The organism is Cupriavidus sp. GW822-FHT02D05 (assembly GCF_058802485.1).
The window spans coordinates 221806-245328 of the sequence record NZ_JBXAOE010000005.1; the positions used below are offsets into that span (position 1 = coordinate 221806).

The window sequence follows — 23523 nt, forward strand, 5'->3', positions numbered from 1 at the left end:
GGCCGGCCTGAACCGGAATGCCGGTTCAGAACGCTAACGCTCCCCTCACCCCTTTTTCCTTTTCCCTTTTCTCGCTCTCCAACGGTTCCCGCTCAATGGATACCGCCGCCGGCCGCCGCTGGCCCGCCCTTCGCAAGCGACTCATGGCCCTGGACCCGACCACTGTCACCACCGTTCTCTCGCTGCTGCCCACGATCCTCGAACAGGCCAACAAGACCATCGAGAAGATCAAGAAAGGCAAGCGCCGCGATGGCAGCGCCGACATGCCCGGCCAGGACGCGCGTGACCCTGCCGCGCGCATTGCAGAGCTGGAAAACGCCGCCATGCAGCAGGCCGAGGCCGTCAAGCTGCTGGCCGAGCAACACGCCATCACCATCGAGGCCCTGCGCCGCGAAGCCGCACGGCTGGACCGCCGGCTGCGCCGGATGACGGCGGTGGCCATGGCTGGTTTCGCGCTGGGCCTCGCCGGCCTGGTGGTCGCCCTCAACCTCTTGCTGCGCTAGCCCCGGCTGGCCCCGAATTCGCCATGACTGTCCTGCTCTACGGCATTCCCAACTGCGATACCGTCAAGAACGCCCGCACCTGGCTGGAATCCAACGGTGTGGATTACACCTTCCACGACTTCAAGAAGCAAGGCGTGGACGAAGCCATGCTGCGCGGCTGGCTCGCGCATGTGCCGCTCGCCACCCTGCTCAACCGCAAAGGCACCACCTGGCGCGCGCTGTCCGACACGGACAAGGCGCTTGCAGAACAGGAAGCCGGCGCGATTGCGCTGATGCAGCAAAGCCCGTCGCTGATCAAGCGGCCGGTGCTGGCCCACAAGGGCAGCGTCAGCGTGGGGTTTTCACCGGATAATTACGCCAGCCTTTTTTAAGCCCGATGGCAGCGCCAGGACATGCGCGCTGCCAGGACGCAAGACTCGAACCATGCACCCCGCCGGACTCCGGCGCCACGCGCCTCCTCGCTGCCACCATGAACCCCACCCTCGCCCTCACCGAAGACCTGATCCGCCGCCGCTCCGTCACGCCCGCCGATGAAGGCTGCCAGGCCGTGCTGGAAACCCGCCTGAAGGCGCTGGGCTTCGCCTGCGAAGCCATCGTCAGCGGCCCGGACGACTTCCGCGTGACCAACCTGTGGGCCGTCAAGCGCGGCACGCGCGGCCAGGACGGCAAGCTGCTGGCCTTTGCCGGCCACACCGACGTGGTGCCCACCGGCCCGCTGGAGCAATGGGGCTCCGACCCCTTCCTGCCCAGCCACCGCGACGGCAAGCTGTACGGCCGCGGCGCCGCCGACATGAAGACCTCCATCGCTGGCTTCGTGGTAGCTGTCGAAGAATTCGTGCAGGCCCACCCGGACCACGCCGGCTCCATCGCCTTGCTGATCACCAGCGACGAGGAAGGCCCCGCGCACGATGGCACCGTCAAGGTGGTCGAAGCGCTGAAGGCGCGCGGCGAGCGACTCGATTACTGCGTGATCGGCGAGCCCACCTCGGTCGACACGCTCGGCGACATGGTCAAGAACGGCCGGCGCGGCTCGCTCTCGGGCAAGCTCAGCGTCAAGGGCGTGCAAGGCCATATCGCCTACCCGCATCTGGCCAAGAACCCCATCCACCTGGCCGTGCCCGCATTGACCGACCTGGTGAACGAGCGCTGGGACGAAGGCAACGAGTACTTCCCCGCCACCAGCTGGCAGATGTCGAATATCCACGGCGGCACCGGCGCCACCAACGTGATCCCCGGCCATGTCACCGTCGATTTCAATTTCCGCTTCTCCACCGCCAGCACGCCCGACGGCCTGAAGGCGCGCGTGCATGCCATCCTGGACCGCCACCAGCTCGACTACGACCTGGACTGGACCCTGGGCGGCGAGCCCTTCCTGACCGCGCGCGGCGACCTTTCCGAAGCGCTGGCTGGCGCCATCGCGGCGGAAACGGGCATCAAGACCGAGCTGTCCACCACCGGCGGCACCTCGGATGGCCGCTTTATCGCCAAGATCTGCCCGCAGGTGATCGAGTTCGGGCCGCCCAATGCAAGCATCCACAAGATTGACGAGCACGTGGAAGTGCGATTTATCGAACCCCTCAAGAACATTTACCGTGGCGTGCTGGAACGCCTGATCGCCTGATCGCCGCGGACCAGAAAAAGACGTTATGGCAACCTCCTCCCCCCTGCTCACCGTGCGCGACCTGCTGCGCTTCGCGGTATCGCGCTTCACCCAGGCCAAGCTGTCCTTTGGCCACGGCAGCGCCAATGCCTACGACGAAGCCGCGTACCTGACGCTGCATACGCTGCACCTGCCGCTGGACACGCTCGACCCGTTCCTCGACGCGCGCCTGCTGCCCGAAGAAGTCGACGCCGTGCTGCAGGTCATCGAGCGCCGCGTGACCGAGCGCGTGCCCGCGGCCTATATCACCAACGAGGCCTTCATGCACGGCCTGCGCTTCTACGTGGACTCGCGCGTGATCGTGCCGCGCAGCTTCGTTGGCGAACTGCTGCATGAAGGACTGGAACCGTGGGTAGGCGACAGCGCCGAAATCGGCCCGGTGCTGGAGCTGTGCACCGGCTCGGGCTGCCTGCCCATCATCGCCGCGCATGTCTGGCCGAAGGCCCGCATCGATGCGGTCGACATCTCGCCGGATGCGCTGGCTGTGGCCCGCCGCAATGTGGCGGACTACAAGATGGAAGACCGCATCAGCCTGTATGAGGGCGACCTGTACGCACCGCTGCCCGCAGGCGCCAAGTACGATGTGATCCTCACCAACCCGCCCTACGTCAACGAAACCTCCATGCAAGCGCTGCCGGCCGAATACCAGGCCGAGCCGCGCATCGCACTGGCTGGCGGCGACGACGGCATGGACGTGGTACGGCGCATCATCGCTGGCGCCAAAGCGCACCTGAACCCGGGCGGCGCGCTGGTGGTGGAGATCGGCAACGAGCACGCCAATGTGGAGGCCGCGTTCCCCGGACTGGAGATCGTCTGGCTGCCGGTCAGCGCTGGCGAGGAACAGGTGTTCCTGCTGACTTACGAAGCACTGCCAGGTTGAAGGCGTGCACAAGACACGGCCGCAGATTCCTGCGGCCGTCTTTCTTCGCAATGGATGCCAGCCGCGACGGCCGGATAGTTCGCTCAGTCCCTCACCATCCCGCCAGCCCCTTCACCACCGCCTCCCTGACCTGCTCCACCACGCTCGCCCGCCAGTCGTCCGCATCCCCATAAAAGGCATGCCACATCGCCTGCCGAATCAAATTCCGCTGGCCTTCATCCGCCTCCGGGTGCAGGTGCAGCCAATGATCGCCACGTAATGCCTCCAACACCTCGGTAACAGGCAAGGTGCCGAACTCCAGCGCGATGCCGCTATACGCCAGCGTCGGCAACGTCTGCGGCGCGGCCACCCAGGCCATGCCGTTGAGATTGGCCGATGCCGACGAGCCATCGTAGATCGAGGTGACATTGCTGCCCCAGATAGCGCGCACCTTGCCGATTGCCTCTTCGCGGTCCGGCCCCATGTAAATCGGCTCACCGTAGCCCCAAGGCCCCAGGCCGGTATGCAGGTCGATCCAGCGCAGGGCTTCGCGCCCGGCGCCGAAGCGCGCCAGGATGCGGCGCAGCGTGTAATTGCTCCAGGTCGCCTTGTTGCCGCCGAAGAACAGCCCTTCGGGCGCCTGATACTGGCCCGCGCTCACCGCCGCCTGGTACCAGGGCAGGCCTTTCTCGGCCACCGCCTTCATCAGCGCGGCCTGGTCGGTCTCGGAGGGCGGCCAGTGCTCGGGCAGCAGCATGGGCGCCACCTCGGCATACGGCGCGTTGTCGGGCAGCGGCTGGGTGAAATCCATGAAATTGCGGTTGAGATCAACGTTGTCTTCGTTGACCCGGCGCATATGCGAGAAGCCGTAGGGATTGACCGCATGCACCAGCAGCAGCGCCACGCCCGCGCCGGCGCACGCCTGCAGCAGATCCGCGTCGCCCAGCATGGCGACCTGCGCCCCGGAGCCGCAGAAGCCTTCCACGCCGTGCATGCCTGAAGTCACCATGAGCACGCGCCCGGCCTCGGCGCCGCCCACCCAGGCGACATCCATGGCGAGTTCCTCGTCGGCGCAGCCGCGCTTGGTGGGATGGGGAAAATCGGTCAGGGTGCCGCCGGCAGCCTGGGCCGCGTCACGGAATTTCTGCCGGGCTTCGACATAACTGCGGGAAAAGCTGGTGTGCAAGGACATGACAGCAGATTTCGCGCTTGGCGAGGAGTGGGGGTGCCGCTATTAAACGCCAACTTGGCCGGCATTGCCATCCGAAGCCGCCCGAAGCCGGGCAGCTAGCCTTTGCCGCCCTTGGCGCCCTTCTCGTTCTTGGCACCCAAATCGCCCTTCTCGGCCTTCCCGCCCTTGGCGGCATCCGCCGGCACCGCCTCACGCAGCAACAGGGAGCGGAACGCATGCGGATGCATCTGGATGCCTGCCGCGGCGATCTGGGCGGCGGACAGCACCAGGTGGCGCGCCAGCCAGTCATGGATGCTGCGCAGGAACCGGCGCTGCTCGACGCGGTTGGACTCCTGGATCACGCGCTCCAGCTTGACGTGCGCAGTGTAGACATCGAGCAGGTTGATGGTCTTGAGCTTGGGCGGCGTGGTTGCGCTGCGCTCGATGGCGAGAATGCGCTTGACCTGGGCATCCGGCAGCTCGCCGGTCTCAAGGAAGGACTGATACACCGCTTCGAGCGCAGGAAAACGCACGGTGGGTTGCACGCGCGGCACGCCGGCCACCTTTTCCATGCGCAGCACGAGGTAACGAATGGCGGCTGTACGCCGCAGCGCGGCGTCGCTGGCCTTGCCTTGGCGGCCACCGCCCGCCGCGCCGCGGGAACGCGGAGCAGCCGGGCCGGTGGCCTCGAACTCGTCGCTGTCCGGCGCGGTCGCTTCGGGCACGGGCTGGCCGGCGTCCCGCTCGGTGTAGTCTGGCACCAGGTACAACAGGTCTGGCTCAGCAAGCACGGCCCGCGCGCAGGCCTCGCCAAAGGGGTACTCGTGGCCTTGCCCGTCGCGCAGGATAAAGGCCTGGCCGTTACCGAAGCCGTGGTGCCGCCCACGGCCGACCTGCTGCCGGCAGCGCGTGCCGGGCTCGACAAAATCCTTGCGTACGGGAGTCCAGCTCCCGTCGTTGACTGCGATCATGAATCTGCTTGTACCTGCCGTGATGAGTGCTGCAAAGTGGCTTATGGCTTGCGGGGCGCCGCCGGCGGCTGCCACCCGCCATTGTCCACCATGCGGCCAGCAGCGGCACAACCGGGCACAACAGGGCACAACAGGCCAGGGCGCAGCCTACTTCAGCATGAACGACATCGCCGACAGGCAGTTCAGCATGCGCACGGCCGCCTGCACCGAGGCGGCGTCGAATACCAGCGTGACGCCGTCCACGCGCTCCAGCGTGGGCCACTGGCAGAACAGGTCGGCGAACGCCGGGCTCTGGGTCTGCAGGCGGCAACGGATCGGGCCGTCGATCTTCAGGGGGCGCCCGTCCGCATTGCGCACCGCCACTTCGGCGGCAGCAGCGATGGCCTCGCGCGAGGCGGCCAGCGACAGCGTGTTGCCGCTGCCCTGCCCGCCGGCCTCCTTGGTCTGCACGTAGCGCACCCAGGGCATCAGCGGTCGGGTCTCTTCCACGAAGATATCGTCACCGCTGGCCATCAGCACCGGCACGCCGAATTCGCCCGCCAGGGCGCCGTAGATCCCGGCCTCGCCCAGCTCCTGGCCGTTGAGCCAGATGCGGGCGAACGCGCTGCTGTTGATGGTGTGGGCGAGGATCCCGCGGCTTTGCGCGCGGCCGTGGTAGCCGATCATGAAGACGCCGTCGCAGCCGTGCACCCCGGCCATCATGCCGAGGTAGCGCGGCTTGCCTAGCACCAGGCGCGCGCGCGGGTCGAGCTGATCCGGCAGCAGGTTGCGAAAGCCGCCGTGGGAGTCGTTGACCAGCACTTCGGCCGCGCCGCCCGCGAAGGCGCCCTGCACGGCGGCATTGGCTTCGGCCGTCATCCAGGCGCGGGCGCGTTCGTACTCGCCGTTGCCGGCGCGGGTCTGCTCGGGATGGAAAACCCCGGCTACGCCTTCGATGTCGGTGGAAATCAGGATCTTCATGGCTTGTGGGGATTCAGTTCGTCGGTGCCGCGCGCAGCAGCCATTGCGGCAGCTCGGGCATCAGTTCGCGCAGCGCGACACGCTGGTGCCCATCGCGGCCACGCACGGTTTCGGCCTGCCACAGCGCATGCAGGATGGCCTGCTCAACGCTGTCGGCGGCGGCATGGAACAGCGCATCGAGCCGGGTTTCATGCAGCATGGCCAGCGCCGGCATGGGCGCGCCGGCTTGCTGCGGCACGGTGTAGGCGGTGGAAAAAGCGAGCGCGATGTCGCCCGAGCCGTGGCCGAATACCGAGCCGGTACGCGCCAGGCCCGCCCCCGCGCGTCGCGACAGGCGGCGCAGCTGGCGGGCGTCGAGCGGCGCGTCGGTGGCGAGGATCATGATGATCGAGCCCTTCTCCGGCCCTGACTCCGCCGGCGTTTGCGTATGCGCCTGGAGCCGTTCGGCCAGCAAGCCGCCAAGGCGCGCGCCGGCCACGGTGAAGCTGGGCAAGGTGCCGAAGTTCGCCTGCACCAGCGCGCCCACATGGTATCCACCCACCTGGCGGGAGGCGGAGCCGATGCCGCCTTTCAGTCCGAACGACGACATGCCGCGCCCTGCGCCGACAGCGCCCTGCGCGAAATCCACGCTGGCCGCGGCGCAGGCTTGCGCATAGTGCGCCTCCTGCACGGCCATCGCCTGTATGTCGTTCAGGTAGCCATCGTTGCACTCGAACACCAGTGGGTTGACCGTTGGCCAGGCACGCCCGATCTCCGGATTGGCTGCAATGGCCTGCCGGATCTGCGCCTGCGACAGCGCGCCCACGGCAAAGGTGTTGCTCAGCGCGATGGGCGTCTCCAGCACGCCGAGCTCTTCCACCTGCACCAGGCCTACGCTCTTGCCGAAGCCATTGAGCACGGTCGCGGCGGCCGGCACCTTGTCGGTGAACAGGTTGCCGCCGTGCGGCAGCACCACCGTCACACCGGTCTGGCAGGCGCCGTCGGCCAGCGTGCATTGGCCAACCGCCACGCCCGGCACGTCGGTGATGCTGTTGCGCGCGCCGGCTGGCAACGCGCCGATATGCGGCATGGATCCGGACATCCGCGTGCGCTCCTTAGCGCCGGTCGATCTTCGGGTCCAGCGCGTCGCGCAGGCCGTCGCCCAGCAGGTTGAACGCCAGCACGGTCAGGAAGATGGCCAGGCTGGGGAAAATCGCCACATGCGGCGCGGTCACCATGTCGGCGCGGGCTTCGTTGAGCATCGCGCCCCACTCCGGCGTGGGCGGCTGCGCGCCCAGGCCCAGGAAAGACAGGCTGGCCGCGGTGATGATCGAGGTGCCGATACGCATCGAGAAATACACCACGATGGACGAGATGGTGCCCGGCAGGATGTGGCGCATCAGGATGGTGAAGTCGGACGCGCCGATGCTGCGCGCGGCTTCCACATACGTCAGGCGCTTGAGCATCAGCGTATTGCCGCGCACCAGGCGGGCGAACGCCGGGATGCTGAACACCGCCACCGCGAAGATCACGTTGGTCATGCCGTTGCCGAGGATGGCGACGATGCCGATCGCCAGCAGGATGCCGGGGAAGGCGAACAGCACATCGGAGATACGCATCACGATGCGGTCCCACCAGCCTTCGTAGTAGCCGGCCAGCAGGCCGAGCACGGTGCCCACGATGGCGCCAATGATCACCGAGAAGAAGCCCGCCGCCAGCGAGATGCGGGCACCGGCCAGGATGCGGCTGAAGATGTCACGCCCGAGCGAATCGACGCCAAACCAGTGCGCGGCGGAGGGGCCGGCATTGAGCGCGTCGTAGTCGAAGAAATTCTCCGGATCGTAAGGCACCAGGTGCGGGGCGAGGACCGCCACCGCCACCAGCAGCAGCACGAACACGCCGGCGCCGAGCGCCAGGTGCTGCTTGCGGAATTTGCGCCAGAACTCGGTCCAGGGCGTGCGCACGGCTTCTTGCGTGGCGGCTGCGGCCGGAACGGCGGGCTCGCCGTTGGCGGGCGTGGATAGCTGGGTCATGCCGGCCTCACTTACTTGTAACGAATGGCGGGGTTGATGACGGTGTACAGCACGTCGACCACCAGGTTGATCAGGATGAACTCGAGCGAGAACAGCAGCACCTCGGCCTGGATGACCGGGTAGTCGCGCATCTCGACCGCGTCCACCAGCAGGCGTCCGAGGCCAGGCCAGTTGAACACCTTTTCCACCACGATCGAGCCGCCCAGCAGGAAGCCGAACTGCAGGCCCATCATGGTCACCACGGGAATCATGGCGTTGCGCAGGCAGTGCTTGGCCACCACCAGGAACTCGCCCACGCCCTTGGCGCGCGCGGTCCGCACGAAATCTTCATTCAGCACCTCGACAAAGGAGGCGCGGGTAAAACGTGCCATCACGGCGGCCACCGCGGCGCCCAGCGTGATCGACGGCAGGATGTAGTGCTTCCAGGTATCGGCGCCGATCGACGGTAGCCAGCCCAGCTGCACCGAGAACACCTCCATCAGCAGCATGCCCAGCGCGAAAGCGGGAAACGAAATGCCGGACACGGCGAGCGTCATGCCGAAGCGGTCGGGCCAGCGGTTGCGCCAGACGGCCGAGCTGATCCCGATCACCATGCCGAAGATCACCGCCCAAACCATCGAGGCCAGCGTCAGGTACAGGGTCGGCATGAAGCGGTCGCCGATTTCCTCGCTGACCGGCCGCTTGGTGCGCAGCGAATTGCCAAACTCCCAGCGCACGGCGTTCGAGAAGAATTGCACGAACTGCTCGGGCAGCGGCTTGTCCAGGCCGAGATCGCGGCGCACCAGTTCCACCGTGGCCTGGTCGGCCTCGGGGCCGGCCGCGAGCCGGGCGGGATCGCCGGGCAACAGGTGGACGAACAGGAACACCAGCACTGCCACGATCAGCAATGTGGGGATCACGCCCAGGAATCGTTTGAGAAAGTAATTCAGCATGATGCACCGGATGATTAAAGACCGCGGGCCGCCCGCCCTGCCCCCGCGACTGTGGGCAGGCGGCCGTGCACGGCTTACTGCGCTGTACCGCTAAGCGATGACTGAGCACGTGGCACCGCGCTGATGGGACGCGCCACGCGTCAAGCCAATGCGCTTACTGCTTGATGTCGATCTCGTCGAAGCTGAACGAGCCGTCCGGCGTCACGTAGGCGCCCGTCAGGCGCTTGCTGCGCGCATACAGCACCTTTTCAGTCACCAGGAACGCCCAGGGCGCATCCTTCCAGATGTGTTCCTGCGCATCCTTGTACAGACGGGCCTTCTCGCCACGGTCGGTGGTACGCAGGGCGCCGGCGATGTCGGCGTCGACCTGGTCGTTCTTGTAGTACGCGGTGTTCAGCAGCTTGGGCGGCATCGATTCCGAGGCCAGCAGCGGACGCAGCGCCCAGTCGGACTCGCCGGTCGATGACGACCAGCCTACGTAGTACATGCGCACGCCGGCATCTTCCGGCTTCTGCACGCTCTCCACCTTCTCGACGCGCTGGCCGGCCTCAAGCGCTTGCACGGTCGCCTTGATGCCGACTTGCTGCAGTTGCTGCTGCACGAACTGGATCACCTTCTGCGCGGTGGTGTGGTTGTACGCGGACCACAGCGTGGTCTCGAAGCCGTTCGGGTAGCCGGCTTCCTTGAGCAGCGCGCGTGCCTTGGCCGGGTCATACGGCCACGGGCCCAGCTTCTCGGCGTAGTCCACGCCCGCGGGCACCACGCCGTCCATCGGCGTGGCGTAACCGGCGAAGGCTACCTTGGCCAGCGCGTCCTTGTTGATGGCGTAGTTGATGGCCTGGCGCACCTTGGGGTCGTTGAACGGCTTGACCATGGTGTTCATGCTCAGGTAGCGCTGGATGATCGAGGACGAGGCGATCAGGTCCACCTTGGCACTGCCCTTGAGCACGGCCGCCTGTTCGAACGGAATGCTGAAGGCAAAGTCCGCTTCGCCGGTCTGCATGATGGCGGCACGCGTGTTGTTGTCCACCACCGGCTTCCAGGTGATGGAATCGATCTTGGGATAGCCGGTCTTCCAGAAACCGGCGAATTTCTTGCCCTTCAGGTGATCGGGCTGCTTCCACTCGACGAACTCGAACGGGCCGGTGCCGACCGGATGGAAGGCGATGTCCTTGCCGTACTTCTGCAGCGCTGCGGGCGAGATCATCACGGCGGACGGGTGGGCCAGCACATTGATGAACGGCGAGAACGGCTCCTTCAGCGTGACCTTGACGGTGTTGGCGTCGACCACTTCCGTCTTGGCCACGCGGTTGAACAGCGTGTAGCGCTTGAGCTTGTTGGCCGGGTTGGTGACACGGTCGAAGTTGGCCTTGACGGCGGCGGCATCGAAGGCTGTGCCGTCGTGGAACTTCACGTTCTTCTTCAGCTTGATGGTGTACGTCAGGCCGTCCTTGCTGGCTTCATAGCTCTCGGCCAGCACGTTGATCAGCTTCATGTCCTTGTCAAAGCCGAACAGGCCTTGGTAGAAGGACTTGGCGGCGGCTTGCGACAGCGTGTCGTTGGCGTCGTACGGATCGAGCGTGGTGAAGGTGGAGTACACCGCCATCACGGCATCCTTGGCGGCAAAGGCGGGACCTGCGCCGAACGCGGCCAGGGCCAGGCCACCGGCGATCAACTTGGAAGGGGCCAAACGGGTCATCATCGATTCTCCTTGGTTTCGTCAGTTCAGTAGGCGCCGCCGATGGCGTGCCGGGCTACAAAATGATGGGATGCGGCGTTGCCGCCAACTGCTACGAGCGGTTGCACCACCGGCTCGTCGCCAAGCGCGCGGATCGGGCTGGGCATTTCGTCCGAGAGCGGCTCGCGCTTGAGGTGGCGGCGCGCCGGATCGGCGATCGGCACCGCCGACATCAGCTTCTTGGTGTACGGGTGCTGCGGGTTTTCAAAAATGGCGCGGCGCGGGCCGATCTCGACGATCTGGCCCAGGTACATCACCGCCACGCGGTGGCTCACGCGCTCCACCACGGCCATGTCATGCGAAATGAAGAGGAACGCAATGCCCATCTCGCGCTGCAGGTCCAGCATCAGGTTGACGATCTGCGCCTGGATGGAAACGTCGAGCGCGGAGACCGATTCGTCGGCGACCACCACCTTCGGGTTCAAGGCGAGCGCGCGCGCAATGCAGATGCGCTGGCGCTGGCCGCCCGAGAACTCGTGCGGGTAGCGCGAGGCGTGCGCGGCCGACAGGCCCACCTTTTCCAGCAGCCAGGCCACGCGCTGCTCGGCCTCCTTGCCGCTGGCCACCTTGTGCACCAGCAGCGGCTCCATGATGGAGTAGCCCACCGGCACGCGCGGGTCGAGCGAGGCGAACGGGTCCTGGAAGATGAACTGGATATTGCGGCGCAGGGTCTGCAGGGCGCCGCCGCGCATCTGGCTGATGTCCTGCCCGTTGAACTCGATGGTGCCACTCTGGCTGTCGACCAGGCGCAGCAGCGAGCGGCCGGTGGTGGACTTGCCACAGCCGGACTCGCCCACCAGCGCCAGGGTCTCGCCGGGGTAGAGGTCAAAGCTCACGCGCTCCACCGCGTGCACGCGGCGCGCCACGCGGCCCAGCAGGCCACCCGGCACGTCGAAGCGGGTCACCAGGTCGCGCACGCGCAGGATCGGCGAGGCGTCCACCGCCACCGTATCCTGCGGCACCGGCGCCACCGGCTCGCCCTGGTCCAGCTGCACCAGCGGGAACTTGGCCGGCCAGTCGGTGCCGCGCATGGCGCCCAGCTTGGGCACCGCGGACAGCAGCGCACGGGTGTAGGGATGCGCGGGCTTGCCGAAGACTTGCTCGGAGGTGCCCTCCTCCACCTTCTCGCCGCGGTACATCACCAGCACGCGGTCGGCCACCTCGGCCACCACGCCCATGTCGTGGGTGATGAAGACCACGGCCATGTCCATCTCGGACTGCAGGTTGCGGATCAGTTGCAGGATCTCGGCCTGGATGGTGACGTCGAGCGCCGTGGTGGGCTCGTCGGCGATCAGCAGCGCCGGCTTGCACGACAGCGCCATGGCGATCATCACGCGCTGGCGCATGCCGCCGGAGAGCTGGTGCGGGAAGCGGTCCAGCACGCGGCGCGCCTCGGGAATGCGCACGATCTCCAGCATGCGCAGGGCTTCGGCGCGCGCCTCGGCGCGGCTCTTGCCCTGGTGCAGGCGGATCGATTCGGCAATCTGCTCGCCCACCGGAAATACCGGGTTGAGCGAGGTCATCGGCTCCTGGAAAATCATCGCCACGTCGCTGCCACGCACGCGGCGCATGGCAGCGCCATCGGCGGTGGCGAGATCGAGCACCTGGCCATTGCGCCGTCGCAGCGCCATGCTGCCGGTGGCGATCTTGCCGCCGCCGTGTTCCACCAGGCGCATCAGCGCGAGCGAGGTCACCGACTTGCCCGAGCCCGACTCGCCCACCACGGCCAGCGTCTCGCCACGATCGACGTGGAAAGACAGGTTGCGCACGGCTTGCACCGTGCGCTCCGAGGTGGAGAAACGCACGGTGAGATCGTTGACGGCTACCACGCGTTGCGCTGGCAGGACGATGGTCGACTGGGAAGAGGATGCAGCCACTGGGCCCCCTTTAGTGTCTAGGTTGATGCTTTGTTGGTGCTTTGCTTGGTGCTTTGCTTGGTGCTTTGCTTGGTGCTTTGCTTGGTGCTTTGCTTGGTGCGTTGCTTGCCATGCGGGTGCCGCTGCCGTACTCGCGCACGCTCAGCCGTAGATCCACACATTGACCGGCTCGCCAACCCGGGCGAAGCCGCGGTACATGCCTTCGGTATTGAACGGCAGCGTGACGTTGCCGTCACGGTCCACGGCGATGAGGCCGCCGCGCCCTTCGATGGCAGGCAGCTTTTCCATCACCACGCGGCGTGCGGCTTCTTCCAGCGGCACGCCCGCGTAGCGCATCTGCGCCGCCACGTCGTACGCGGCCACGGTGCGGATGAACATTTCACCGGTGCCGGTGGCGGACACCGCCGCCACATCGTCGGCAAAGCAGCCGGCGCCGACGATGGGCGTATCGCCCACCCGGCCTACCTGCTTGTTGGTCACGCCGCCGGTGGAAGTCGCTGCGGCCAGGCGCCCCTGCGCATCGAACGCCACCGCGCCGACCGTGCCGAACTTGGTGTCCGGGTCAATGGGTTCCGCAGCCAGCGTGGCGGCGTCGTGGTCCAGCAGGGTCGTGCCACTGGCGGCGCGGGCGCGCGCCCACTGATCGGTGCGCGCCTGCGTGAAGTAATAGTCCGGTGTCACCAGTTCCAGGCCCTGCGCTTGCGCGAAGGCCTCGGCGCCCTCGCCGGCGAACAGCACGTGCTGGCTCTTCTCCATCACAGCGCGCGCGGCCAGCACCGGGTTGCGCAGGTGCTTGACGCAGGCCACCGCGCCGGCGCCCAGCGTGGCGCCGTCCATGATCGCGGCGTCCAGCTCATAGGTGCCGGCGTGGGTCAGCACCGAGCCGCGCCCGGCATTGAACAACGGGCAATCTTCCAGCAGGCGCACGGCCTCGGTGACAGCGTCGAGCGCGCTACCGCCATCGGCCAGCACGCGCTGGCCGGCCTCAAGCACAGCGCTCAGCGCGGCGGTGTATTCGGCTTCCTTGGCGGGGCTCATGGCGGCACGGGTGATGGTGCCGGCGCCGCCGTGGATAGCAATGACTGGGGTGTTCATGAGGTTCACGATGCGTTCGGGGAAGTCTTTTTGCGGCGTGCCGTGGCCGCCTTGGCGCGGCCTTCGGCCGCTTCGTCGTGGCGTTGTTCGCGTTGGTCACGCGGCTCGCGCCCATCCCGCCCTTGTCCGGGGGGCGCGCCGTGCAGCCACGGCAGCAGGAAGTCGGTCATCTCGGCGGCGGCCTTGACGGCATGCGCGGCGCGATACGCCACCGCGCCGCACAGCGCCTCGATAAAGGCCAGCACAGCCGCATCCGAATTGGCGGAAAGCTGGCGCCCGGTCTGGGCGTACAGCGCGATGTCGGCCAGCGGCGCCAGCGGCGAAGTGGGCCCGTCGGTCAGCGCCAGGATATGGGCGCCATGCGAGCGTGCACGCTTGGCGATGGCCACGGTGTCATACACATAGCGCGGGAAGCCGATCACGATCAGCAGGTCGCGCGGCTGCAACTTGAACAACTGGCGCGCCGCGGTGGACGCGCCGCCCGCGCCCGAGACCGAGATCACGGTGCGGCAGGACATATCCAGCCCATGCTGCAACAGCCCTGCCAGGAAGCCGCTGGCGCCGAAGCCCACCACGAAGATGCGCTCCGCCGCCAGGATGGCCGCCACCGCGCGCTCGCAGGTCTCGGCATCGAGCGCGCGCCGCGAGGCTTCGAGGTTGCGCACATCCTCCTCCAGCGACGCGGCAAACACTTCGGCCACCGTGGCGGGACGCGCCAGTTCGGTGCGCAATTTCTCAACTGGTGCAAGCGTTGCCTCGAAACCGCGCACCAGTTCGGCGCGGAACTGCGGGAAGCCTTCGAAGCCCAGCGCATGCGCGAAGCGGTTCGCGGTGGCCACCGACACCGCCACGGCATCGGCAAATTCGTCGATGCGCATGGTGGCGGCGCGGAACGGGTTGCCCAGCACGTACTCCGCCATGCGCTGGTGCGCTGGCGTGAGCGTGGGCAAGGCGCGGGCGATGCGCTCCGCGATCGAAGCGCTGCCGTTACTGCCGTTACTGCCGTTTTTTCCGGCAGAGCCGTGGGTACCGTTACCGTTGGTCATGGCGCGTGCATTGGGTTGGTCGGAGATGCGCGCGGCGGGAAACAGCGTTTTCATCCAGCGCGGATCTATGTAAATAAATTTACACGCAAACCCCATGCCATGAAAATAGAGTTTTACCAGCCCAAGGGTTTTCACCTAGGAACATCGAAAACGAAGACGGCCATACGCCATGCGCCGAGCGTTGCGGGGGCGCCGCCATACGAAGCGGCTACAATGCCGGGTTGCCCCGTGCCATGCCGGGGCAGGTTAGATTTCGAGCTACAAGGGCAACCGCCCCAGACCCGCAGCCTTCTTCAGCCTTTCCCCTCCCGTGATCCGAATCGACCAGCTAGTCCTCCAGCGCGGCACCAAGGTGCTGTTCGACCACACCAGCGTGACGCTGAACCCCGGCGAGCGCGTCGGCCTTGTCGGTGCCAACGGCAGCGGCAAGTCGACCCTGTTCGCCATGCTGCGCGGCGAATTGCAGGCGGACGGCGGCGACGTGGCCATCCCGCCGCAGTGGCGTACTGCCCACGTTGCGCAGGAAACCCCCGCGGTCATGCGCAGTGCAGTGGATTACACGATCGACGGCGATACCCGGCTGCGCGACATCGAAGCGCGCATCGCCGCGGCCCAGGCCAGCGGCGATGGCAGCGCAGAGGGCGAAGCCCACGCCGCCTTTGCCGATGCCGACGGCTACACCGCGCCGGCACGTGCGGAGGCCCTGCTGCTGGGGCTGGGCTTTACGCTGGCGCAGGTGTCGCAACCGGTGGCCTCGTTCTCCGGCGGCTGGCGCATGCGGCTGAACCTGGCGCAGGCGCTGATGTGCCCGTCCGACCTGCTGCTGCTCGATGAGCCCACCAACCACCTGGACCTGGACGCCATCGTCTGGCTGGAAGACTGGCTGGCGCGCTATCCGGGCACGCTGGTGATGATTTCCCACGATCGCGAATTCCTCGATGCGATCTGCAATGTCACCGTGCACATCGAGAACCAGCAATTGCGCCGCTATGGCGGCAACTACAGCCAGTTCGAGACGCTGCGCCTGCAGCAGATGGCCTTGCAGCAATCCGCCTACTCGCGCCAGCAAAAGGAAATCGCCCACCTCGAATCCTTCATCACCCGCTTCAAGGCCAAGGCCAGCAAGGCACGCCAGGCGCAGAGCCGGGTCAAGGCACTGGAGAAGATGGAACGGCTGGCGCCGGTGCATATCGCTGCGGGCTTTGCGTTCGAGTTCCGCGAGCCGGATTCGGCGCCCAACCCGATGATGGTGCTCGAAGGCGTGGACTGCGGCTATCCCGCTCCCGCGCCGGACGCGCCGCCCGTGACCATCCTGCACAACCTCACGCTGTCGATCCAGACCGGCCAGCGCATCGGCCTGCTGGGCGCCAACGGCCAGGGCAAATCAACCCTTGTCAAGACGCTGGCCGCCTCGCAGGAAGCGCTGGCCGGCACGCTGCGCCAGGGCAAGGGCCTGCAGATCGGCTACTTTGCCCAGCACCAGCTGGAAACGCTGCGCGATCACGAGTCGCCGCTGCAGCACTTGGCCCGGCTCGCGCCGGACACCCGCGAGCAGGAACTGCGCGACTTCCTCGGCAGCTTCAATTTCCGCGGCGAAATGGCCACCGCGTCGATCGAGCCGTTCTCCGGCGGCGAGAAGGCGCGCCTGGCGCTATCGCTGATCGTCTGGCAAAAGCCCAACCTGTTGCTGCTGGATGAGCCAACCAACCACCTGGACCTCGACACCCGCGAGGCCCTCACCATGGCGCTGGCGCAGTTCGAAGGCACGCTGATCGTGGTCTCCCACGACCGACACCTGCTGCGCGCCACCACCGACCAGTTTCTGCTGGTGGCCGACGGCACCATCCAGCCCTTCGATGGTGACCTGGACGATTACCGCGACTGGCTGCTCAAGCAAGCCGCGGCCAAGCGCAACGCGGCCACCGCCGCGCACGCACAGGAAGACGGCGAAGCACCAGCGGCCTCCACCGCCAACCGCCGCGACCAGCGCCGCGCCGAGGCCGACGAGCGCCAGCGCCTGACGCAATTGCGCAAGCCGCTGGCCAAGGAGCTGGAAAAGGTGGAAAAGCGCATGGCCGTGCTGCAGCAGGCCAAGAGCGAGATCGACACCTTCATGGCCGACGAAGCCAGCTACGCGGAGGCCAACAAGGCAAAGCTGCTGGAAATGCTCAAGCGCCAGGGCGAGGTCGGCGGCGAGCTGGACACGCTGGAAGAGCGCTGGCTGGAGCTGCAGGAGCAGATCGAGCTGATCGTTTGATCGTTGGATCGTGCGAGGGGTGCCGGGGGCGGCAGCCCCCGGGATGCGCGCGCCGGCAGCCGCCGGTGCGCGCCAGGCAGATCAGCGGTAGTTCTTCTCGCGCCGGATCATGCCGACCGCCAGCGTGGCGGACAGGATGAACAGCCAGATCAGCGACCATGCCGGGATCGACAGGCCGAAGATCGGGGGCAGCGGCGTGGTGCACATGCCATCCGAGTAGAACACCTGCGGCAAGATCTTGGCCGTGGGCAACTGGTTGACCCAGTTCTCCAGCGGATCGATGCCGCAGCTGGCCTTGGGGTTGAGCAGCAGCGACACGTGATAGCCCGCCACCGCGATGCCGGCCACGCCGGACAACATGCCCAGGCCCTGCCACAGGCTGCGCGTGTTCTGCGCAATGGCGGCCAGCAGCGAGAACAGGCCGATGCCGACGAAGGCAAAACGCTGCATCACGCAAAGCGGGCAAGGCTGGTAGCCCTCCACATGCTGCAGGTAGAGGGCATAGCCGACCAGGCCGAACGAAATCGCGGCGATCAGCAAAAAGAAACTACGGGAATTGGCTTGCATGGCTCACTAGCAGAAAAGGGCCGGGCGACATGCGCCGGCGCGCAATACGAGGCACATTATTACCGATTTTGCGGACCGCGCCCGCCCAATCCGTTGCGATGGGCAAGGCGCTGCTTGCGGCGGATTGACGCATGCCAGCGCGCCAACGGCAAGCGGTAGAGCCAATGCTTGCGCAACGGGCTGTCCGGCGCGACCGCCGGGTGCTCGAAGGTGCCGTCCGCCACCATGCCCAGGCGCTCCATCACGGCCCGCGAACGGACGTTGGGCAGCGCGGTGAACGAGACGATTTCCGCCAGCGCCAGTTGCTCGAAGCCCAAGCGCAGCGCGGCCTGCGCCGCCTCAGAGGCATAGCCCTGCCCCCAGTACGCCTGCGCCAGGCGCCAGCCGATTTCCACACAGGGCGAAAACGGCAACGCAGCGGCAGGCTCGTGCAGGCCGACAAAGCCGATGAATGCGCCATCGGCCTTGCGCTCAACCGCCCAAAAGCCCCAGCCCCGCTGCGCGATCAGCGCCTGGCAGCGCAGCGCCATCGCGTCGCTGGCCGCGCGGTCTAGCGGCGCGGGGAAACACGCCATCACCACAGGATCGGCATTGAGCGCGGCAAAGGGTGCGAAATCCGCCTCACGCCACTGGCGCAGGCGCAGCCGCGCGGTTTCCAGCACGACCGGCTCATGGCCAGCCGTGCCTGGCGCCGAAGGGCATTGATCGGGCATGGTGGCAACTTCTCCTGGGCCAGTGTCAGCGCGCAGCGGCGCCCTGCTCCGCCCGGCTGCGCTCGTAGGCTTTGAGCGCCCGCGCATCCGCGTGGCTGACAAGCTCGCAGAGCAGCAACGTCTTGCCAGGCAGCGCGGCGCTTTCGCGCGCCACGATGGAAACGGTGCCGAGATCGGGCAGGGGCTGCTGAGCGGCCGGCAGAGCGCGGGCAAAGCCCTTGGTGGCGGTGCCGAGCAACGTCGAAGGCTCCTGCTTGAGCTTGTAGCGCGCGGCCAGCGCCTCAGCCTGCAGGCCTTGCACCAGCACACCCGCCGACGTACCGGCGAATACCACTTCATCACTTTGGAAACCGTCCTGCCCGATGGGCTGCGGCAGCTTGTAGATGGCCGCGCCCAGCCTGGACAGATCCGGCTTGGCGAGCTTCTCGGCGGCCTCATAAAGCGCGGTGGCGGATTTCGTCGTGTAGGGCGGCTTGCACAGCGCTGCGTCAAAGAACGCCTTGCTGGCATCGGCCGCGGCGGCGGCGCCGGACACCGAGAGCAGCGTGGCGCCGCAGCCGATCGCGGCTAGCAGGCCGGCGTGGCGTCGGACGTTGAAAGTGAGCATGGATGAACTCCGATTAAAAAGTGCTTCGGAATATACCCAAAGTTGCTGGAAAAAGGGCAGGAATGGGCCGAAAGCCTCACTCCATATGCCGAACCCGGTCGATCGCCTGCTCCAGCCGCTCCACCGCGATCACTTCCAGGCCCTCGATCTTCTGCTTGGGCGCGTTGGCCTTGGGGATCACCGCGATCGAGAAGCCCAGCTTGGCCGCCTCGCGCAAGCGGTCCTGCCCGCGCGGGCTGGGCCGGATCTCACCGGCCAGGCCGATTTCGCCAAACACCACCAGGCCGCGTGGCAGCGGCTTGTTGCGCATGGAGGAGTGAATGGCCAGCAGCACCGCCAGGTCGGCCGCCGGCTCGGTGATCTTGACCCCGCCCACGGCGTTGAGGAAGACGTCCTGGTCAAAGCAGGCAATGCCGGCATGGCGGTGCAGCACCGCCAGCAGCATGGCCAGCCGGTTCTGCTCCAGACCCACCGCCAGGCGCCGCGGGTTCGGCACGTTAGCCGTATCGACCAGCGCCTGCACCTCCACCAGCAGCGGGCGCGTGCCCTCCTGCGTCACCAGCACGCAGGAGCCGGGCACCACCTGCTCATGCTGCGACAGGAACAGTGCTGACGGGTTGCTGACCCCGCGCAGGCCGCGCTCGGTCATGGCGAACACGCCCAGCTCGTTGACCGCGCCAAAACGGTTCTTGAAGGCACGGATCAGGCGGTGCGAGGAATGCGTGTCGCCCTCGAAATACAGCACGGTATCGACGATGTGCTCCAGCACGCGCGGGCCGGCCAGGCTGCCGTCCTTGGTCACGTGGCCGACCAGGATGATGGTGGTGCCGGTGCTCTTGGCAATCCGGGTCAGCTGGGCCGCGCACTCGCGCACCTGGGCGACCGAGCCTGGGGCCGAGGTCAGCGCATCCGAGAACAAGGTCTGGATCGAATCGATCACCGCGACCTCGGGCTTTTCCACCTCCAGCGTGGCCTGGATCTTCTCGAGCTGGATCTCGGCCAGCAGCGCCAGGTGCGGGCTGTCCACGCCCAGGCGCTGCGCCCGCAGTGCGATCTGCGCGCCGGACTCCTCGCCGCTGACGTACAGCACGCGGCGCTGCGCGGACAGGTTGGCCAGGGCTTGCAGCAGCAAGGTGGACTTGCCGATGCCGGGATCGCCGCCGATCAACACCACCCCACCCGACACCAGACCACCGCCGAGCACGCGGTCGAACTCCTCGATGCCGCTGGAAAAGCGCGGCACGTCGGCGGCGTCGATCTCCGACAGGCGCTGCACCATGGCCGAGGCCGCCAGCGGCTGGAAGCGCTTGGTCGAAGGGGTTTCCGCCACGCTCTCCACCAGCGTGTTCCATTGCTGGCACTGCGGGCACTGGCCTTGCCAGCGCGGCGAGGTGCCGCCGCACTCGGTGCAGGTATAGACGTTCTTGGGCTTGGCCAACTGAGGTCCTAGGGGATGCTGAAGGGGATGCTGAAAAGGATGCGCAAGGAAATGGCGGGGGCTCGGGATCGGTCGCCTGGGCCGGGACGAAAGCCCCGGCCCCTGCCCTGCATGGGCCGCTCAGGTCAGCGCAGGCTGCTCCGGCGCGGTCAGGGTCGCCACGGTGACGGGCACCCGGGGCGCCAGCGCGCACATCAGTTCGTAGCCCACGGTGCCGCTGGCCACGGCGACGTCGTCGATCGGCAAGCCCTGGCCCCACAGGGTCACGGCGCTGCCCACCTTGGCTTTCGGACAAGGCGTCAGGTCGACGCAGATCATGTCCATGGAGACCCGGCCCACCAGATGGGTGCGCACGCCGTCGACCAGCACCGGCGCCGGCTTGTCGCCCCAGCCTGCGGCGTGGCGCGGATAGCCGTCGGCATAGCCGCAGGCCACCACGCCGATGCGCATCGGCCGCTCGGCCGTGAACAGCGAGCCATAGCCTACGGTATCGCCCGGCTGCAGGTCCTGCACCGAAATCAGCTCGCTGTGCAGCGACATGGCCGGCTGCAGCCCAAAGCTGGCCACATCGGCCGCGACGCCCGAGGGCGAGGCACCGTACAGCACCACCCCGGGACGGACCCATGCGCGATGGGCCTGGGGATGCCACAGCGTGGCGGCCGAGTTGGACAAGCTGGCCTCGCCCGGCAGGTTGGCGGTGGTGGCGTCGAAGACTTCCAACTGGTGCGCGACGCCGCGCGCGCTGTCGGCGTCCGAGAAATGGGTCATGTGCACAATGCTGCCTACGCATGGCAGGGTTCGCGCACGCTCCCAGGCTGTGCGGTACTGCTCCGGGCGGAAGCCCAGCCGGTTCATGCCGGTGTTGAGCTTGAGCTGGATGCCCAGCGGCCCCTTGGGACGCGCCACTTCCAGCATGCGCAGTTGTTCCTCGCAATGCACCGCGGTGGTGAGACGGTACTGCTCCAGCAAGGGCACGTCCTGCGGCTGGAAGAAACCCTCTAGCAGCAGGATCGGGCCTTGCCAGCCCAGCTCGCGCAGCAGCACGGCTTCGTTCAGGTCAAGCAGGCCGAAGCCGTCGGCAGCGCGCAGGCCGGCGAATGCCCGGCGGATGCCGTGGCCATAGGCGTTGGCCTTGATCACAGCCCAGACGCGCGACTGGGGTGCGCAACGGCGCACTACGTCCAGGTTGTTGGCCAGGGCCGGTTGATGAATGACGGCGTGAATGGGTCTTGGCATGGGATCGCTTCTAGTGCTTTCTAGTGCTTTCTACTGCTTCTAGTGGCTTGCGGCGCGGCGGATCGGCGGGGATCCTGGCTGTCTGGCCGGATCACTTCCGCCGGGTGGATGCACCATATCCGGGAAGACCCGGTACGCGCAGCGCGTCGCACAGACGTTATTTGAACACATTAGGGCAAACATTTAGGGAATCGCCGCGCGCTTGCGCTGTCCAACCGGCGGCCCGTGGAAGCTCGGAATCGCCTTATTTTCGTGTTATAAAGCCGGACGTTCCGGCCATGTTTTAAAAGTGATGCAATATGTCGAACACGGTCAGGCAAACTGCGCAGCGATCCCACGGCTGGCCCGGGCATCACTTTGACAACGACGCGGGCCCAGGTTCCCTACAGGCAACAACAGCACCCAGCGGCGCGCTGCTGCCTGACATGTACGGTGATAGCGATGGAGATAGAGTCCAAAGTATGAAGAAGGGTTTTTATACCATCATGGCCGCGCAGTTCTTCTCCTCGCTGGCCGACAATGCGCTCCTCATCGCCGCTATCGCCCTTCTGACCGAGCTGCACTCCCCACAGTGGATGACGCCGCTGCTCAAATTGTTCTTCGTGCTGTCCTACGTCGTGCTGGCCGCCTTCGTGGGCGCCTTCGCCGACTCGATGCCCAAGGGCAAGGTGATGTTCATCACCAACACCATCAAGATAGCGGGGTGCGCCATCATGATGTTCGGGTTGCACCCGCTGCTGGCCTACGGCATCGTCGGGTTCGGCGCAGCGGCATACTCGCCCGCCAAGTACGGCATCCTCACCGAGTTGCTGCCGCCCGAGAAACTGGTCGCCGCCAACGGCTGGATTGAAGGCCTGACGGTGTGCTCGATCATCCTGGGCACGGTGGTGGGCGGGGCACTGATCTCGGTGCACATCTCGCATCTTCTGCTCGGCATCGACGTTCCCTACGTCAACACGGGCATCAACACCCCGGCCGAGGCAGCCATGGTGGTGATCATGCTGTTCTACGTGATCGCAGCCGTGTTCAACCTGTTCATCCCCGAGACGGGCGCCCGCTACCCGCAGCAGGAAAAGAACCCGATCAAGCTGATCGCCGAGTTCGCTGATTGCTTTACCGCCCTGTGGCGCGACAAGCTCGGCCAGATCTCGCTGGCCGTGACCACGCTGTTCTGGGGTGCCGGCGCCACCCTGCAATTCATCGTGCTGAAATGGGCGGAAAAATCGCTCGGCCTGAACCTGTCGCAAGGCGCCCTGCTGCAAGCGGTGGTGGCGGTGGGCGTGGCGGTAGGCGCGATCATGGCGGCCATGCGCATCCCCTTGCGCAAGTCGCTGTCGGTGCTGCCGTTTGGCGTGGCGATGGGCGTGGTGGTGATGCTGATGGCCTTCTACACCAAGAACAGCCTGCCCGAAATTTCGCTGGATGTGCTTGGCATGCACATGCCGCTGTACATGGCGATCGCCTACGTCTTCCTGATGCTGGTGGGAGGCATGTCCGGCTACTTCGTGGTGCCGATGAACGCGCTGCTGCAACACCGCGGGCACGTCCTGCTGTCGGCCGGCCATTCGATCGCCGTGCAGAACTTCAACGAGAACGTCTCGGTGCTGCTGATGCTGTGCCTGTACGCGCTGCTGATCAAGCTCAATGTGCCGATCGGCATTGTCATCGTGGCCTTCGGCATCTTCGTATGCGCCACCATGCTGCTGGTGATGCGCCAGCACCGCTACAACGTGCGCAACTTCAATTCACTCGCCATGATCGGCGAGGACAAGCACCACTAAGAGGCTGTTTCAAAATGAAGCGAAGCGGTTCTGGCTAGGCGCGCGGCCGCAGACAGTACAAGTGGATCGGCCAAGGCCGCGCAACGACGCCAGCATCTTT

The 23523-nt window shown here is 66.6% G+C and carries 21 protein-coding genes; 6 read left to right on the top strand and 15 right to left on the bottom strand.

Annotated elements, in window-relative coordinates; genetic code table 11:
* The first annotated feature begins 143 nt into the window (after positions 1 to 143).
* The 4 genes from AC1RQK_RS09035 (at position 144) to prmB (ending at position 3043) form a co-directional block, all read left to right on the top strand.
* Positions 144 to 503: a hypothetical protein gene (locus AC1RQK_RS09035; RefSeq protein ID WP_492808687.1), complete on the top strand. Its 360-nt coding sequence runs from the start codon at positions 144 to 146 to the stop codon at positions 501 to 503.
* A gap of 23 nt (positions 504 to 526) precedes the next feature.
* The gene (locus tag AC1RQK_RS09040; RefSeq protein ID WP_492808608.1) at positions 527 to 874 is read left to right on the top strand and encodes an arsenate reductase; all 348 of its coding nucleotides are present in this window, start codon (positions 527 to 529) and stop codon (positions 872 to 874) included.
* A 98-nt stretch (positions 875 to 972) separates the two neighbouring features.
* On the top strand, positions 973 to 2124 hold the full coding sequence (gene dapE / locus AC1RQK_RS09045) for a succinyl-diaminopimelate desuccinylase (protein ID WP_492371688.1): 1152 nt from the start codon (positions 973 to 975) through the stop codon (positions 2122 to 2124).
* A 25-nt stretch (positions 2125 to 2149) separates the two neighbouring features.
* Complete coding sequence (gene prmB, locus AC1RQK_RS09050; RefSeq protein WP_183031221.1) at positions 2150 to 3043, top strand: 50S ribosomal protein L3 N(5)-glutamine methyltransferase; 894 nt, start codon at positions 2150 to 2152, stop codon at positions 3041 to 3043.
* 91 nt (positions 3044 to 3134) lie between these two features.
* Here the strand turns inward: prmB and AC1RQK_RS09055 are convergent, their stop codons facing one another.
* From AC1RQK_RS09055 to AC1RQK_RS09100, 10 genes are all read right to left on the bottom strand, one after another.
* Positions 3135 to 4214, bottom strand: coding sequence for a M14 family metallopeptidase (locus AC1RQK_RS09055; RefSeq protein WP_492808610.1), 1080 nt, complete (start codon positions 4212 to 4214; stop codon positions 3135 to 3137).
* A 95-nt stretch (positions 4215 to 4309) separates the two neighbouring features.
* The gene (locus tag AC1RQK_RS09060) at positions 4310 to 5164 is read right to left on the bottom strand and encodes a hypothetical protein (protein ID WP_492808611.1); all 855 of its coding nucleotides are present in this window, start codon (positions 5162 to 5164) and stop codon (positions 4310 to 4312) included.
* A 147-nt stretch (positions 5165 to 5311) separates the two neighbouring features.
* Positions 5312 to 6124 (bottom strand): M55 family metallopeptidase, encoded by an 813-nt coding sequence (locus tag AC1RQK_RS09065; RefSeq protein WP_492808612.1) that lies wholly within the window; start codon positions 6122 to 6124, stop codon positions 5312 to 5314.
* Positions 6125 to 6137: 13 nt separating this feature from the next.
* Positions 6138 to 7205, bottom strand: coding sequence for a DmpA family aminopeptidase (locus tag AC1RQK_RS09070; protein ID WP_492808613.1), 1068 nt, complete (start codon positions 7203 to 7205; stop codon positions 6138 to 6140).
* Between the two features lie 13 nt (positions 7206 to 7218).
* Complete coding sequence (gsiD, locus tag AC1RQK_RS09075) at positions 7219 to 8136, bottom strand: glutathione ABC transporter permease GsiD (protein ID WP_183031225.1); 918 nt, start codon at positions 8134 to 8136, stop codon at positions 7219 to 7221.
* Positions 8137 to 8147: 11 nt separating this feature from the next.
* The gene (gene gsiC / locus AC1RQK_RS09080; protein WP_416048798.1) at positions 8148 to 9068 is read right to left on the bottom strand and encodes a glutathione ABC transporter permease GsiC; all 921 of its coding nucleotides are present in this window, start codon (positions 9066 to 9068) and stop codon (positions 8148 to 8150) included.
* Positions 9069 to 9222: 154 nt separating this feature from the next.
* Positions 9223 to 10770 (bottom strand): glutathione ABC transporter substrate-binding protein GsiB, encoded by a 1548-nt coding sequence (gene gsiB / locus AC1RQK_RS09085; RefSeq protein ID WP_492808616.1) that lies wholly within the window; start codon positions 10768 to 10770, stop codon positions 9223 to 9225.
* A gap of 23 nt (positions 10771 to 10793) precedes the next feature.
* A complete protein-coding gene (locus AC1RQK_RS09090; protein ID WP_492808617.1) occupies positions 10794 to 12683 on the bottom strand; it encodes a dipeptide ABC transporter ATP-binding protein in 1890 nt (629 codons plus the stop codon).
* Positions 12684 to 12824: 141 nt separating this feature from the next.
* Positions 12825 to 13778 carry an isoaspartyl peptidase/L-asparaginase family protein gene (locus tag AC1RQK_RS09095; protein WP_492371683.1) on the bottom strand — a complete coding sequence of 318 codons (954 nt, stop codon included), beginning with the start codon at positions 13776 to 13778 and terminating at the stop codon, positions 12825 to 12827.
* A 5-nt stretch (positions 13779 to 13783) separates the two neighbouring features.
* Positions 13784 to 14878 carry a MurR/RpiR family transcriptional regulator gene (locus AC1RQK_RS09100; protein ID WP_492371682.1) on the bottom strand — a complete coding sequence of 365 codons (1095 nt, stop codon included), beginning with the start codon at positions 14876 to 14878 and terminating at the stop codon, positions 13784 to 13786.
* 256 nt (positions 14879 to 15134) lie between these two features.
* Between AC1RQK_RS09100 and AC1RQK_RS09105 the strand changes: the two genes are divergently transcribed.
* Positions 15135 to 17081 (top strand): ATP-binding cassette domain-containing protein, encoded by a 1947-nt coding sequence (locus AC1RQK_RS09105; RefSeq protein WP_492371681.1) that lies wholly within the window; start codon positions 15135 to 15137, stop codon positions 17079 to 17081.
* Between the two features lie 81 nt (positions 17082 to 17162).
* Here AC1RQK_RS09105 and AC1RQK_RS09110 read toward each other — a convergent pair whose 3' ends face one another.
* The 5 genes from AC1RQK_RS09110 to alr form a co-directional block, all read right to left on the bottom strand.
* On the bottom strand, positions 17163 to 17648 hold the full coding sequence (locus AC1RQK_RS09110) for a disulfide bond formation protein B (protein ID WP_006161979.1): 486 nt from the start codon (positions 17646 to 17648) through the stop codon (positions 17163 to 17165).
* Positions 17649 to 17707: 59 nt separating this feature from the next.
* Positions 17708 to 18361 (bottom strand): GNAT family N-acetyltransferase, encoded by a 654-nt coding sequence (locus AC1RQK_RS09115; RefSeq protein WP_492371680.1) that lies wholly within the window; start codon positions 18359 to 18361, stop codon positions 17708 to 17710.
* Between the two features lie 25 nt (positions 18362 to 18386).
* Entirely contained in the window at positions 18387 to 18968 is a 582-nt protein-coding gene (locus tag AC1RQK_RS09120) for a hypothetical protein (RefSeq protein WP_492371679.1), read from the bottom strand.
* Between the two features lie 76 nt (positions 18969 to 19044).
* Positions 19045 to 20406, bottom strand: coding sequence for a DNA repair protein RadA (radA, locus tag AC1RQK_RS09125; protein WP_006161974.1), 1362 nt, complete (start codon positions 20404 to 20406; stop codon positions 19045 to 19047).
* A gap of 120 nt (positions 20407 to 20526) precedes the next feature.
* Complete coding sequence (gene alr, locus AC1RQK_RS09130; protein WP_492371678.1) at positions 20527 to 21642, bottom strand: alanine racemase; 1116 nt, start codon at positions 21640 to 21642, stop codon at positions 20527 to 20529.
* Between the two features lie 461 nt (positions 21643 to 22103).
* On the opposite strand from alr, the gene lplT reads away from it, so the two are divergent.
* Positions 22104 to 23423 (top strand): lysophospholipid transporter LplT, encoded by a 1320-nt coding sequence (gene lplT, locus AC1RQK_RS09135; protein ID WP_492371677.1) that lies wholly within the window; start codon positions 22104 to 22106, stop codon positions 23421 to 23423.
* The last annotated feature ends 100 nt before the right edge of the window (positions 23424 to 23523 follow it).

Bases quoted from the DNA above. Each gene is read 5' to 3' on its own strand.
- AC1RQK_RS09055 (WP_492808610.1), bottom strand. From the start codon at position 4,214: ATGTCCTTGCACACCAGCTTTTCCCGCAGTTATGTCGAAGCCCGGCAG.
- AC1RQK_RS09065 (WP_492808612.1), bottom strand. From the start codon at position 6,124: ATGAAGATCCTGATTTCCACCGACATCGAAGGCGTAGCCGGGGTTTTC.
- lplT (WP_492371677.1), top strand. From the start codon at position 22,104: ATGAAGAAGGGTTTTTATACCATCATGGCCGCGCAGTTCTTCTCCTCG.
- AC1RQK_RS09115 (WP_492371680.1), bottom strand. From the start codon at position 18,361: ATGCCCGATCAATGCCCTTCGGCGCCAGGCACGGCTGGCCATGAGCCG.
- prmB (WP_183031221.1), top strand. From the start codon at position 2,150: ATGGCAACCTCCTCCCCCCTGCTCACCGTGCGCGACCTGCTGCGCTTC.
- AC1RQK_RS09120 (WP_492371679.1), bottom strand. From the start codon at position 18,968: ATGCTCACTTTCAACGTCCGACGCCACGCCGGCCTGCTAGCCGCGATC.
- gsiD (WP_183031225.1), bottom strand. From the start codon at position 8,136: ATGACCCAGCTATCCACGCCCGCCAACGGCGAGCCCGCCGTTCCGGCC.
- AC1RQK_RS09095 (WP_492371683.1), bottom strand. From the start codon at position 13,778: ATGAACACCCCAGTCATTGCTATCCACGGCGGCGCCGGCACCATCACC.
- alr (WP_492371678.1), bottom strand. From the start codon at position 21,642: ATGCCAAGACCCATTCACGCCGTCATTCATCAACCGGCCCTGGCCAAC.
- AC1RQK_RS09060 (WP_492808611.1), bottom strand. From the start codon at position 5,164: ATGATCGCAGTCAACGACGGGAGCTGGACTCCCGTACGCAAGGATTTT.
- AC1RQK_RS09040 (WP_492808608.1), top strand. From the start codon at position 527: ATGACTGTCCTGCTCTACGGCATTCCCAACTGCGATACCGTCAAGAAC.
- gsiC (WP_416048798.1), bottom strand. From the start codon at position 9,068: ATGCTGAATTACTTTCTCAAACGATTCCTGGGCGTGATCCCCACATTG.
- AC1RQK_RS09035 (WP_492808687.1), top strand. From the start codon at position 144: ATGGCCCTGGACCCGACCACTGTCACCACCGTTCTCTCGCTGCTGCCC.
- AC1RQK_RS09070 (WP_492808613.1), bottom strand. From the start codon at position 7,205: ATGTCCGGATCCATGCCGCATATCGGCGCGTTGCCAGCCGGCGCGCGC.
- AC1RQK_RS09110 (WP_006161979.1), bottom strand. From the start codon at position 17,648: ATGCAAGCCAATTCCCGTAGTTTCTTTTTGCTGATCGCCGCGATTTCG.
- AC1RQK_RS09100 (WP_492371682.1), bottom strand. From the start codon at position 14,878: ATGAAAACGCTGTTTCCCGCCGCGCGCATCTCCGACCAACCCAATGCA.
- dapE (WP_492371688.1), top strand. From the start codon at position 973: ATGAACCCCACCCTCGCCCTCACCGAAGACCTGATCCGCCGCCGCTCC.
- gsiB (WP_492808616.1), bottom strand. From the start codon at position 10,770: ATGATGACCCGTTTGGCCCCTTCCAAGTTGATCGCCGGTGGCCTGGCC.